This is a genomic window from Paenibacillus soyae (assembly GCF_024623455.1).
Lineage (GTDB): Bacteria > Bacillota > Bacilli > Paenibacillales > Paenibacillaceae > Pristimantibacillus > Pristimantibacillus soyae.
The window spans coordinates 145042-158135 of the sequence record NZ_JANIPJ010000013.1 but is presented as its reverse complement, the minus strand read 5'-3'; the positions used below and the strand labels follow the sequence as shown (position 1 = coordinate 158135).

General features: G+C 53.1%; 10 protein-coding genes and 1 pseudogene. 2 read left to right on the top strand and 9 right to left on the bottom strand.

All coding sequences use genetic code 11. The features are described 5' to 3' along the window. Positions 1-132: 132 nt before the first annotated feature. The 7 genes from NQZ67_RS18225 to NQZ67_RS18195 form a co-directional block, all read right to left on the bottom strand. Positions 133-1893: an ABC transporter ATP-binding protein gene (locus NQZ67_RS18225; RefSeq protein WP_257448696.1), complete on the bottom strand. Its 1761-nt coding sequence runs from the start codon at positions 1891-1893 to the stop codon at positions 133-135. 169 nt (positions 1894-2062) lie between these two features. After that, the gene (locus tag NQZ67_RS18220; protein ID WP_257448694.1) at positions 2063-2710 is read right to left on the bottom strand and encodes a response regulator transcription factor; all 648 of its coding nucleotides are present in this window, start codon (positions 2708-2710) and stop codon (positions 2063-2065) included. A 5-nt stretch (positions 2711-2715) separates the two neighbouring features. Next, positions 2716-4905: a sensor histidine kinase gene (locus tag NQZ67_RS18215; RefSeq protein WP_257448692.1), complete on the bottom strand. Its 2190-nt coding sequence runs from the start codon at positions 4903-4905 to the stop codon at positions 2716-2718. 155 nt (positions 4906-5060) lie between these two features. Continuing rightward, positions 5061-6296, bottom strand: coding sequence for an MFS transporter (locus NQZ67_RS18210; RefSeq protein WP_257448691.1), 1236 nt, complete (start codon positions 6294-6296; stop codon positions 5061-5063). A gap of 46 nt (positions 6297-6342) precedes the next feature. Then, positions 6343-7170 (bottom strand): DUF8832 domain-containing protein, encoded by an 828-nt coding sequence (locus tag NQZ67_RS18205; RefSeq protein ID WP_257448688.1) that lies wholly within the window; start codon positions 7168-7170, stop codon positions 6343-6345. Next, positions 7163-9658 (bottom strand): ABC transporter permease, encoded by a 2496-nt coding sequence (locus tag NQZ67_RS18200; RefSeq protein ID WP_257448686.1) that lies wholly within the window; start codon positions 9656-9658, stop codon positions 7163-7165. Before NQZ67_RS18200 ends, NQZ67_RS18205 begins: the two co-directional genes overlap by 8 nt. After that, the gene (locus NQZ67_RS18195; RefSeq protein ID WP_257448684.1) at positions 9655-10341 is read right to left on the bottom strand and encodes an ABC transporter ATP-binding protein; all 687 of its coding nucleotides are present in this window, start codon (positions 10339-10341) and stop codon (positions 9655-9657) included. The genes NQZ67_RS18200 and NQZ67_RS18195 overlap by 4 nt, the downstream gene beginning before the upstream one ends. Positions 10342-10657: 316 nt before the next feature. Between NQZ67_RS18195 and NQZ67_RS18190 the strand changes: the two are divergent. Together NQZ67_RS18190 and NQZ67_RS18185 are read left to right on the top strand one after the other, a co-directional pair. Continuing rightward, a pseudogene (locus NQZ67_RS18190) lies at positions 10658-10759 on the top strand (stalk domain-containing protein); the annotation flags it as partial. Between the two features lie 17 nt (positions 10760-10776). Beyond that, positions 10777-11478 (top strand): P-loop NTPase family protein, encoded by a 702-nt coding sequence (locus NQZ67_RS18185; RefSeq protein WP_257448680.1) that lies wholly within the window; start codon positions 10777-10779, stop codon positions 11476-11478. Positions 11479-11621: 143 nt separating this feature from the next. On the opposite strand, the gene NQZ67_RS18180 is transcribed toward NQZ67_RS18185, so the two are convergent. After that, positions 11622-12437: an alpha/beta fold hydrolase gene (locus tag NQZ67_RS18180; RefSeq protein WP_257448679.1), complete on the bottom strand. Its 816-nt coding sequence runs from the start codon at positions 12435-12437 to the stop codon at positions 11622-11624. Positions 12438-12674: 237 nt separating this feature from the next. After that, the gene (locus tag NQZ67_RS18175) at positions 12675-13049 is read right to left on the bottom strand and encodes a VOC family protein (protein ID WP_257448677.1); all 375 of its coding nucleotides are present in this window, start codon (positions 13047-13049) and stop codon (positions 12675-12677) included. Positions 13050-13094 lie beyond the last annotated feature (45 nt).

Below are 13094 nucleotides of genomic sequence, written 5' to 3'. Positions count from 1 at the left end.
CCCATGGAGGGGACTAATCGTAATACACAGCCGCTAGCGGCAAGGAGAGGAAAATTCCGATCATAAAAGAGACAAGCCCCCATTGTAACAACATCATATTCATTGCCGTTGCAGCTCCCATCCATATAAATATTATTCAGCACCACGCTGCTCGCTTTGTTTCTGCTTCTCGTACAGATCACGATAATAACCATTCATTTGAAGTAATGCCTTGTGGTCCCCGCTTTCAATAATTCGGCCTTTCCTCAGAACGAAAATCCTGTCCGCGTGCACGACGGTCGACAGCCTATGGGCGATCATGACAATCGTCTTGGTGTGGGCCATTCGTTCGATGGATGCCTGCACCAGCTTCTCGCTTTCATTGTCCAGCGCGCTCGTGGCTTCATCAAGGAGCACGATGGCGGGGTCCTTCAGAAAAACGCGGGCAAGCGCAATCCGCTGCTTCTGACCGCCAGACAGTTTGACCCCTCTTTCACCTACTGCCGTTTCGTAGCCATTCGGTAAAAACGTAATAAAATCATGTGCGAACGCCTTTCGAGCCGCTTCCACTACCTCTGCATCCGTTGCGTCCGGCTTCGCCATTCGGATATTCTCGATGATCGACGTGCTGTAAAGGAAGTTATCCTGCGTTACCACTCCGAGTTGCGTCCGGAGACTTTCGAGCGAATAGGCTTTTATATTAGTGCCATCGATTAACACTTCTCCGTGATCGACATCGTACATTCGGGTAATAAGTTGTAGAATGGTGCTCTTGCCTCCGCCGCTTTCGCCGACGAATGCATAGGTTTTTCCTCGCTCGATGCGAATTGAAACATCGTCGATAACCCTATTCCTTCCGTTATAAGCAAATGAAACACGGTCGAACACAATGGCATCCTCGAACCGCATCAACGTTTTTGCATCATCCTTCTCGCGAACAGTTACCGGCACAGCCATAAAATCGAATATCCGCTGCAGGGCGACACTTCCCTCCGCGATGGCGGGAATGGCTTGAACAAGCGCCGCGACCGGTCCTCGCATCCGGTCTACGTAAGCAAAGAATGCGATGAGGCATCCCAGCGTCAGACGTCCATCGATGACGAACAGGCTGCCGATTGCCACCACCAAGAAAGGCGTAAAATCGCTAAGCACGTTAACGGAAGATAGGGAAAGAGCTTGCAGTCCGACCTGCCGGTCCGTCATTCGGCTGTACTGATCCAGATGACCGTCTAGCAGCTCGCGGTCGCGCTTCTCCGACTGGAACAGCTTCGACCACAACGCGCCTTGGATCCGCTCGAGAACAAAACCGCTTAACACCGAACGATAATTCATCACAGTTCGTGTTGTCGACTTCACCTTCCGGGACAGAACATGGGCCAGCACAAACTGAAACCCGACCAACAGGACGGCGATCAGGGTTAACTCCGGGTTCAGAGTGAGCATAAGGCCGACCACGCAGACCAACACGACGAGCTCGATCCATACGTTTGAGAACAGGGCGGTCATGTAGCCCCGTATTTTCTCGATATCATCGAAAAACCGAGTACCGATCTCCCCGCTTCGGTTGTCTGCGAAATACTTGCTATCCAGCGAATGCACCTTCGCAAACGCATCCTTGCGCAGTGCCGTGATGATCCGGTTATTGGCTCTATTCAAGAAATATTGCCTGACATATTCCATTGGCGCGCGTATAAGGAAGAACGCGCCAAGCATGATCGCAGCGATTAGGAGAAGCTGGCCTATTTTATCCGACCGAGAGAGAACCTCGTTCCGCAGCAAATCGTCGAAGAGGTACTTAACGACGAGCGGTACCGAGAGCGGAATGAGAAAACGGAATAGGCTTCCGATAAAGCCTAGCAAGTATAGTTTCTTTTGCGTACGGACATAGGGAAGAAATTGTCTCAGCTCATTCATGGAAATACCTCCTGGATCTGAATCTATCCCAATCTTAACGCTAAGCCGGATTCTACTACGCGCAATAATTAAGCCCTCCATCCGCAAAAAATTGCGTCAATCGCGCAATAGCAAGCGGACGGCACGCATGGATATGGACAAAAAAAGAGACGGTATAGACCGCCTCTCGTTAATATAAATCCTCCGTTGGGAGAATACCCAGACTCTTCGCCTTCTTAATGACCTCCACGCGTGAATTGACGTGCAGCTTCTGGAACAGTTCCGTCAGGTTGTATTCCAGCGATCGCTGGCTGATCATCAACGTCCGGGATATGTCTTTGTTGCTCTTGCCTTTGGCCAATTCGCGAAGGAGACGATCTTCCTCCTGGGTGATCGTGGTCGGTTCGTGATCGGTATCTCCTTGCACCATTATTTCTTGGCGCCGAAGCTGCCGCAGCAATTGCATGGGAATAATTGCCTGTTTCCTCGCGGCGCAGCGGATTGCCTGGATCAGCTCTTCGCGAGTCGATGTCTTCGAGACGAAGCCGGATACGCCCGACTCCATCAGCAGGTTGAAATGCGGAGCAATCTCGAACCCTGAATAGATAAGGATAATCGCATCCGGGACGTATTCCAGCAGCTTGCGCGTGAGGTCCGCTCCATTCATATTAGGCATATACAGATCCAGAAGGATAACATCGAACTTCTTGAGCCGAATCAGATCAGGCACGCAGTAGACATCCGTCTCGATCGTAACCTGAATATCCGGCTCCGATTCGATTAGCATCTTGGTTCCCTCGACGACCGAGCGGTGGTCATCGACCAACAATACGTTCATAGCGCTCACCTTTCTATCGTTTGCTTGGGAAAAGTCACGGTCACATGAAAGCCTTGATTGGGCGCGGACCTGACGTCCACTTCCCCTTCCAAACTTAGTACGCGCTTCTCGATTCCCGCTATCCCCATATGCTCATACGAGCTTTCCAGCTCTGCCAGATCGATGCCGACCCCGTCGTCGGCATAGCGAAAATGCATATGCGCTCCGACGTCCTCCAACGACATGACCACGCGGCTGGCACGTGAATGCTTGGAGGCATTGTTCAACAATTCCTGTACGATCCGATACACGCCGAGAATTTGATCCTCGTGGAGCGGAACGTCAATCGGCCCGGCGTGGAACTCGATTGCGTAATTCGCGAACATGCGGGAATAAGTGAACAGACTCTTGAGCGATTCGACCAGTCCCATTTTCAACAAAAACGGAGGGCGTAGTTCATTACACGTAATCCGAATCTGATGAATGGCATCCAGCAGACCGTTCTCAATCTGAACCAATTCCTCCTGCGACTCCTTCCCGAACTTCCCGACGGATCGGAGCGACTCCAGCTTCCGATACCAAATGATGAGATCCTGCAGCACCGAATCGTGAAGATCACTGGACAGGGCGGCACGTTCCTTCTCAGACAGCCTGAACAGAAGCCGCAGCATCCACTTTGGCGTCTCCTTCGTCCCAACAAGATCCTCGAGCCGCTTCATCAAATCTTCTGTCCGATGAAGATTGTCATACAGAATCTTTACGTAATGAACCGCGGTATCGAGCCATTCTTGTTCAATCGCCGTCAAGGGCTCGCTGATCGCAATGCACAGGAAGACGGGCTGCGGATTTTCGCCGATGCGGATTCGAATCTGCTTAGACACGCTTTCGGCCATGTGATCCTCCCGTTTGTCCTCATCTTCTATTGCGACGAGGGATGCCGGGAGGACGCTTTGCACCTCGACGACCAGCCGCTCCTCGAGCTCCGATACCTTCATGACATTCGCCAGATCGCCCGACAGCCGGTGCAGGCTCATGCGAAGGAAATGGGAGCGCTCCTCGCGCTGAACCAATTCCCGCTCCTCCTGCTTCCGCTTGGTAATATCCTTCAGAATGCCATGAATGCCATTCAAGCTGCCGGACAGAAAAATCGGAACGAAGGTAATACTGACGATCCTCTCGCCCCTGTCCATTCTGGAGAGACGACATTCAATATCGCGCGGCTCTTCATGCTTGATGACTTCCATTAGCCTCTGGAAGACGGATAGATGATCTTCGTCGTGAATGAGGCCGAGCAAGCACTTGTCCGTCAGCTTGTCTAGCTCGATCCCGGTCGTTCGCTCGAACGCTTCGTTCGCATTCACAAAGTGCATATCTTTCAGCTCGATCGAGAAGACGCCGTCTAAATTATGCTCGAACAGCGATTTATACCGTTGCTCGCTCTCCTCGAGCGCCAGTTCTGCTCGTTTCTTCTCGGTAATGTCCAGAATAATGCCGTCAAGCCTCTCCACGTTTCCGTTCCCATCCAGAAACGGATGCACCATCAGTTGGCCCCAGCGCGTCTCCTCCGGCACATGCGTCCAGCGAAACGCGAGTCGTGCCGGCTCGCCATTATCCAGGAGACCCTTAACCTCGCCCATCAACAAGGCGTTGTCCTCCGGATGAATATGGTCATGGAGCCTGATCGGCCGGACAATCGCTTCCGATTTCGGGATGGCGCATACTTTATCGGAGTTGCCCGCGAAATAGTTGTACCGCGAAAAATCTTTGTCCGTGGACCACACGATCGCATTGACGTTATCCAGAATGTTCTCCAGCAATTGCTCCGTTTGCTTGCGCCTTGTCACGTCTCGGACTACCGCGACAACGTATTTCACGTCCCCGGCTTCCATGACCGGCTTGACTCGCGTCTCCACATAGACCAGAGAGCCGCCCGCATCGACGACCCGATAATCGACATCGACGGGCTGCAGCGTCTGAACAGACTCGTTCAGCGACATGTGGACGCGCCCCCTGTCCTCCTCCAGAATAACCTCGAAGGCATTCATGCCTTCATATTCCTCTACGGTGTATCCGGTCAAGGTCTCGATAGAGGGCGATACGTAGCAGACCGTTGCTTCACTGTCGACCACAACAATCGTATCCATCGTATTCTCTGCAACGATCCGAAACATCTCTTGCCTGTTGAACACCCGATCGTCCTTCCGTTTCTCCGTCATGCGCCTCTCCTCCTCTTCCCATCATCATCCTGTCTCTCGCCTCAATTATAACGAAAACCCTCATTTTCAGCGCGCAAAAAAAACGAGAAACCCCGCAAATATCAAAAGATGCCGGGGTTCCTGATATTAAACATCCCAATGGTCGCCAGCCCTAATCAATGATGGAACCCTGCGGCATGGGTTGCCACAGAGTGCGTAGGTTGCTTGTGACGCAGCAGCGGCAGCACGCCAATCGCGCCGGCAATGAATAGTGCCGCTGCAATCGCGTACAGAACCGTCAGCGGAAGACTCGCTTTAAGAACGCCGACGATACTCATGGTCAGAACCATCCCTCCTGTAAAGAGGGGACTCAAAATCCCGGTGACCCGCCCAACATAGCCTTCCTCCGCATGGCTCATCATCATCGTTTGGCAGGCGATGTGGATAAAGGGAACTAGGAGACCCGCGGCGAATTGCGCCGCAAAGGCAATTCCCGTCACGCTCGTCGTGCCGACTACGGCCACCGCCGCGCTGCTGCAGACAAAACCGATCATCAGCATAACGCGAGGCGGCATTCGCTTAGACAATCCCATCACGAGCATCCCGCCGAGAATCATGCCAGCTCCATTCATAGCCGTGAACCACTGCAGCTGTTCCGCTTTGAGACCAAGATGCTCCGTTACCACGTATATGCCGAGCGGATTGATCAAACCGAGAGCCAATCCCGCAGCTAGAAAGAAGCTTGCCATGTAAAGGAAGATCTTGTTGCCCATAACGTAATGCAAGCCGGACTTGAGGTCCTGTGTTATGCCGGTTGGCTGCGCCGGATGCGCTTCTCCATCCTTCGGAAGCCCGGTCAGCACGACAGCCGACAAGAGGAAGCAAATGCCCACAATGATGATTGCGGTCTGAATGCCGAAGCGGAAGAACACGAGCGTACCTAGCATTGGACCTAGAATCATGAAGACTGCCTGGATCGTCTGGTACATGGACATTCCCATCTGGATCTGAGAGGCCGGCACGTGAAGCTTGAACAGCTTCATGCCTGCTGGCTGTGAGAACTGGGAGAGAATCGAAGATACCAAAGTGGCGAAGAAGATGGCCTGCCACCCCCCGTAGATTAAGGCAAGCAGGACGACGAAAACGGATGCCGCGCTCAGTAGATCACAGACGACCATTGTGCGCTTTGGTCTCCACCGGTCGGCGAATGCTCCTCCAATGAAGGAGAAGACAAAGATAGGCGCATATTCGGCAACGGAAATCATTGAAATGGAAACCGGATCCTTATCCGTCAGCTCCGTGACGAAGAGCAGGATCGCGAAGTTCCGAATCCAAATACCAAGCTGCAGGAACACGCCAGACAAGAGAATGGATTGGATAAAGCGATTGAAAAAAAACGATTTTGAAACCATGAACTTCTACACCTCTCTCTATCTTTATTGGCGGGCCTAACGGCGATTACTCACCGGACGCCTCCAACGGAACATCGACTACGTAGGATACGGTGAACACGCGATTCAGCCTCTGGAATTGCGCCCAAATTTTATAAATGCCCGTGCCCGGGAACGTTGTTTCGAAGACTGCCTCAGGACCCGAACCCTGTTCGCCGTTCGCATGGACGTGCACATATTGCTCCCCGTTCTCTGACAGAACGACGACGTGGCCGATTGCGCCCAAATAGGGCTGAAGGTCGACGACCGACTGACCGGTAGAGCGATCCGTCAGCGTAAAGGTCAGCGTTGTGCTGGCGTCGGAAGCCAAGTTCGCGATCTTCAAGTCGACAGCTACTCCGTCTGCTTCTTTCGTCAAACTTTTATCAGGAATAATTGGCTCGGCTGGCGTAGGCGCCCCCGCAAGGGTAACCCACTCCATCTTGGTCATGCTGTCTCCCCCAGTCGGCTTAAAGTCAGCGATTAATCGGTATTTCCCGCCGGCAGGAAAGCGGTTCTCGATTTCAAATCGGCCGTTCCCCTTATTGAGTGGGTGGATGTGATTAAAATAGGATAAATCATCACTTATGACCATCAGGTGAAGCATTTTCTCGTGATGGATATCAAACTCCTGAAGGGGCGACCCATCCGTCTTCTTGAGGTCAAGACGAATCGTAGCATCCTCATCGGAAGGGCCGGACGGCGAATCAAGATTTACCGTCCAGAAAGCCTCGACGTCGCCGTCCAGCAATCGGTTGCTGGTCTCTTCCAGCTGCTCCTCCTCCCATGACGGATTCGAGGCGCAGCCTGCTAGAAGAAAACAGATGAGCAGCAATAACCAAACTCGTTTATTCATAACGCAACGCCTCGCTTAATGGAGTTTTGGCTGCCCGGGCCGCCGGCCCCAGACTGGAGATCAGGCTGACCAACAAGCCGAACAAGAAAATAACCAGAAGAATAACCCAGGAAATACCGAAAGCAAAGGTGAGCGAGCGGATCTCCATGAATGAGGATGTCATGTAAATAAGCATGGTCCCCAGCACGCACCCGGAGATGGTGGCTGTGAGACCCATCCCGATGCCTTCGAGCTGGATCATGCGAACCACTTGGCGCCGCGTTACGCCGACGGCTCGCATCATACCGAGCTCCCGTATTCGTTCCATAATGTTCATTAGCAGCGTATTTGCAATACCGATACCCGAGATCAAGATAGATAGCCCCACCAGGAAATTGATTATGGAGAAGGAGCCTGTATAGGAGGCGCCAATGACGCTAACCCAGTCCTCCGGACCGAACATTTCTTCAATTCGCGAGCCGAACCGCTCGAATATCCGCTCGCGCAGCTGGAGCGGCGTCACCGATTCATCCTTGAGGATAAGCGCATTCTTTTCGTATTTGATGCCGAATACCTTTTGGAATTGCGACTTGCGCATAAACGCGCCATATCCGTTGTTCTTCATCGTCTCGACAACTGCAACGACTTGGAATTCACGAACTCCCTCCGGCGTGTCGAGCACAACGCGATCGCCGACGCGTCCGCCCCATGCTCCGAACGCGATCTGATCGAGGACGACTTCATCATCGCGCAGCTTGCCAAGCAGATCGCCCGGACTTCCTTCTTGAACCGTGAACAATGGGAAGCTGTCGATCCATGCCTCCCCTGCGCCATAGACGGACAGCTGACGTTTCTCTCCGTTTAAAGTCCATATCGCGGTATGCAGCGGATAGGTTTCCGCACCCGCTACCCCTTTGATTTCCCTCAGCTGCTGTAGGTCCGTGTCCTCGATGTGATGCAGATGGACATCCAGGTTTCCCCCGTAGGTAGCATGAATAACCTTCTCGAAAGACTGAATCAGCGCGCTATTAAGCGAACTCATCAGCAAGATCATCGCAATACCCAAGCAGAGGACAACGGAGGTCATCGTAGTCCGGCCGCGGCTGCGGCTCAAATTGCGCGAGGCCATCGCGCCGCTGAACCCGAGGCCAGAACGATAGAGGGGCCGGATGAGACGATTGATCAGATCGAACAGGAAGGGGAAAACCAAAACTGCGCCGAGCAGAAAGGGCACAAATAGAAGCAAGCTTTTGATGAAGAACGCGGACAGCATGAGCACCCCGCCGGCCAACGCGGGCCATTTGCGCGGCGACTTGCTGCCGTTGCTTGCCGCATCATGGCTTTTAAGAGAGGCGACGACGCTAACCTTGCCCGCCTGGCGAACCGGATAGAGGGCGGCGATTAACGGAACGATCGTGCCTGCCGGAATAGCTACGAGTAGTCCCTTCGCCAGATCGAGCGTCCCCTGGTCATGAATTCCGAAGACCATGAAGATGACCATTTGGAGCAATTGTGCAAGGCCCCAGCCGAGCACGAGACCGATCAACGTTCCAATGACGGCTAGCAGGCACACCTCATACAAGACAAAAGCACGGAGCTGGCGCGGCGTATATCCAATCGTCTTCAGAGCGGCGAATTCCTGCTTGCGCTCCTGAACGCTAACGATCAGGGTATTAAAGATAATAAAGGCACCGAGCGCTACTCCAAGAAACCCCGCCAAATACAAGAGAAGGAAATAGGTATTCAACTCTTTGAATTGGGTCTTGTAATCCACGACGACCGGCTGGGCGTAGATGTCGCCATGGCTGCGGGTCAGCTCGTCAAGCTGCCGGCCAATAGCCGCCATGTCGCCTGATTGCTCGGCTTTTACTTGAATGTTTTGAATCTTGCCGCTGAGTCCGAACCACTCCTGCATGATGGGGAGGGGAATCGCGACCGACCACGGATGGTACTTCGCCATTGTCCAGCTAGAAGGGCCCATCAGCTCGACCGTATAGCCTACGATAGCCGATATGCGAATGGTACGGCTTCCTTCGTCGGTATCGAATGTAATCGTATCTCCGACCTTGGCATTCCAAGCCTTCGCCGTTCGGTCCGTAATGACAGCGCCGCCATCGGTTAATTTACCCTCCTTCACTTTGAAATTCGTAAGATCGGTATCGAGTCGGCTGAAACCGGTGAGATCGACCCGCTTCTGGATCGCAGACAAACCCTTCTTTTCACTGTGAAGCTTCGTGTTCTCCTTGAGCAACGCGATGGCGGTGCTTCCACCCACACCCTGTACGTCCTGCAGAAGTTCTTGCTCGAAGTAGGCATCGGTTCCATTGATTGTAAAGTCGGCTTTGCCGAAGGCAGCCTTCAGGTAGAGGGGAAAGGCACGTTTCGCCGAGTCTACGGACGTCATGACGGCGAGCGCGGAGGCGACGCCGATTACGATCGAGAAGATCGTAAGGAATGTGCGAAGCTTGCGACGCTTGAGATTGCGCCAAGCGATCAGCCACAGATTCATGCCAGTACCCCCTCTGTCGACTGCACAACCTCGCCGTCGCGGATCTGGATGATCCGACTCGCTGCCTTGGCCGCATCCTCGTCATGCGTGACCATGACGATCGTTATCTGTTCTTCCCGGTTAAGCCTCGTAAGCAGCTGCAGGACGCCTTCTCCGGTTTTGCGGTCCAGGTTGCCTGTTGGCTCGTCTGCCAGAATCAGTCTAGGCTTCATGGCCAGTGCCCTCGCAATGGCTACGCGTTGCTGCTGGCCGCCGCTTAGTTGAGAAGGAAAACGCGATGCTTTATCCTCCAGGCCCACTTCCCTAAGCAACCGGTTGACTGTATCTTTAATTTCCTCCTTGGGAGCCCTGTTGGCCGCGAGCGGAAGCGCGACGTTTTCCGCGACCGTCATCATCGGGAGCAGCTGATAATTCTGGAAGACGAAGCCTACCTTCGTCCTGCGGAACAACGTGCGCTCTTTCTCGTTCAGTTTGTTCAGCGCCACGCCGTCGACCGACACTTGGCCTGCCGAAGGAAGGTCAAGCCCGCCTAGCAGCTGGAGCATCGTGCTTTTACCGGAACCGCTGGGTCCCATTATGGCGATAAACTCTCCTCTTCCGATATGGAGATCGGTATCTTTCAGGGCGGTGAATGCTCCCGCTTCCAAGGCGAAAACCTTGGACACCTTTGATAATTGAATCATGTTTTTTGGGCCTCCCGTATTGTTAGGTTCATCCGTTATGCTAAGTTGTTATGTCTTCATCTTAACGAATTTCGAGAGGCCCGAACGCGCAAACAATAACCGGCAAGCCGCAAAGATTTGCGTGCGAAACGCAAGAAAAACACATTCCTTGATCCGGCATGCCACTGCTCACGATGACTGGCTTTATATAGAAAAGCGGGTCCTATCCGACTTTTTCAGCCGAATAAGCCCCGCCTTTTGATTTGTTTAAGAAATCCCCAAATACAATTGCAACATTTCCCAGTAACTCAGGTCTATATGATTTGAGGATGAATACACCATGGTTCCTATCCGATTCATTGTGGAGACGTTCGGGTTCGAGCTGGATTGGGACAGTATGCGCAGGTGGGTCATGCTGACGACAAAATCGATAGACTAATCTTAGGAGGCTTTATAATGAACGATAATCGAAGTCTTTCAACCGTCAAATCTTCAAAACGATTACTTATTATCGACGGCATCCCTGGCTCCGGCAAAACGACGGCAGCAATCCGCATTCATAACCAGCTGACAACGCAAGGCGTGCGCGTAAAATGCTTGCTCGAGCTGGAAGAGAATCACCCCCTGCTACCGCCCATGGAGCAGTACTATGCGTTGGATACCGTCGAAGGCGCCGACGCCTTCATCCGGCAGATCCTTGACCGATACGACCGATTCGTCGAGGAGCAACTCGGCAGTCCCGAGGACGTTGTCATTATGGAAAGCGTCCTATTTCAGGACGTCGTCAGCGTCTCGCATCTGCAAGGTATGAATATCACCCAACTCCAAAACTTTACCGAATCGCTGCAGCGGGCTTTGATGCCGCTGAATCCACACCTCGTCTATTATCATCACGCCGATGTCGAAGGACAGTGGCGGTTCATATGCGGAGTGCGCGGTAACGAATGGGGACCGGTATCCTTTCAATCCGACGAAGATTTCGTTCAGGCTGGCGAGGTGTGGAGTGCAAGTCAAGCTTTCGTCCGCGCTGCCGTCGATGCATGGCCGATCCCTAAGCTAATCATCGAGAACTTGGTTTATGCATGGGCTGAGTATGATGCGCAGATCGACGGATTTGTATCGGAAACATTGCTGAGCGCAAACACCGGTAAGCCGTAGAATTCCATTTTTTCGCCTGACTCAATCCGCTAACGGAACTCACAGACCTTATCTGCCCTTAAAACCCGTATTCGGTGATTCTGACGGAAGCACCCGAAATCTAGGGAATAACGTCTGTGAGTCCCGTTAGGCGTTACGACTCTTCAGACTTCCCCGCCAAAAAACGACCGCAGCTCGTTTGCGATCAGCTTCGCATTCAACTGCTTCGTATGGCCAAGTCCCCGCTTGCTCAGCAGCCTCGCATTCGGGAGCGCCTGTGCCAAAGCCTTGGCCCCGTTCCGCAGAGATATCGGGCTCTCCGTTCCCTCGAGCACGAGCGTCGGTACCGCCATATGACTCCATTGCCCGGCCAGAAGCGGCCTCCCCTCGTTGTAGCCATGCAGCAGAGCGGCGTCGTAAGGCAGCGTATGGGCTACGGCCATAAGCTTCGACCAGACACCTGGCATGACGCGCATCATGCTCACGACGAAGGACGGAGCCCCCATGCCTTGTGTCATAAAATATTTGATCGCCCCTGCCCGATTGCCGTCAGCGATCAGCTCCGCCACGCGCTGCGTGAAGTCCGCCGGCGGCAGATGCCCCTCCGCATCGACCACGAACGGCGGCTCGTGCAACGCCAGCTTCGTCATCCTTACCCCGCTTGCCGCCGCCTGCAAGGCGAGCACCGCACCCGATGAGAGCCCCCACACGCAGGCGGAGCCGCCGGCCTCGTCGATGATCGCCTGCAAGTCTTCGATCTCTCGCGTTATCTCGTAGCTGCCTGCGTCTCCACTGTCGCCGCGTCCGCGACGATCGTAGCTGTATACCGTAAATTGCTCCGAGAGCAGCTTCGCCAGCTGCACTTGCTGCGGGAACTTCCGATAGCTGAACGCTCCCGCCACGAGAACAAGCGCGGGTCCCTTCCCCGTTTTGTCATAAGCGATTCGCGTTCCGTCCTTCGAGATTACCGTCTGCATCATATGAGTCTCCTTTGTTAAGGGCATTAGTTCTTTATATGGCTAATTTCCTGCCTTCTATAGAAACGACGAATGGCACTGGATTGGATCGACATCGTGACAAAATCTTCAATAGCGTATTCACTTAATGATTTTCGTTATCTTGCCGTTACTTCAACAAACAAAGGCAGCCCATCGTAGCCGGCTGCCATCATGTCATGGTGCTATCGTTCTCCGGTGCATTAACAAACCAGCGTCCCTTTACGATTGGCCGCCAGTGTATCCGTGTTCATGAGAGAGGATGTTGATAAGCTTACCAAACGGGTCGCGGACATAAAATCGTCGAACGCCCCAAGGCTCATCGATTGGTCCATATTCTATCGGGAATCCAGATCTCTTCATGCTTTCTAAAGTAGCATCGAGATCATCGACCTCAATCGATAGATCAGGCGTAGGCGTTTCTGAGCCTCCCTGTGAGGCGAAACTTATTTGAATGCTCATCTCCTCGTCTAAACCATAAGTTCTAATCCAACCATGGTCCATCATTAAATCAAGGCCGAGCACATCCTGGTAGAAGCATTTAGCGGCTGCGATATCCTTCGTATTGATATTGGCGACGATACGTTTGACCTTCATTTCTAACCTCCCAGACTTAAACTGATTGTCCTTCAATTATAGAAT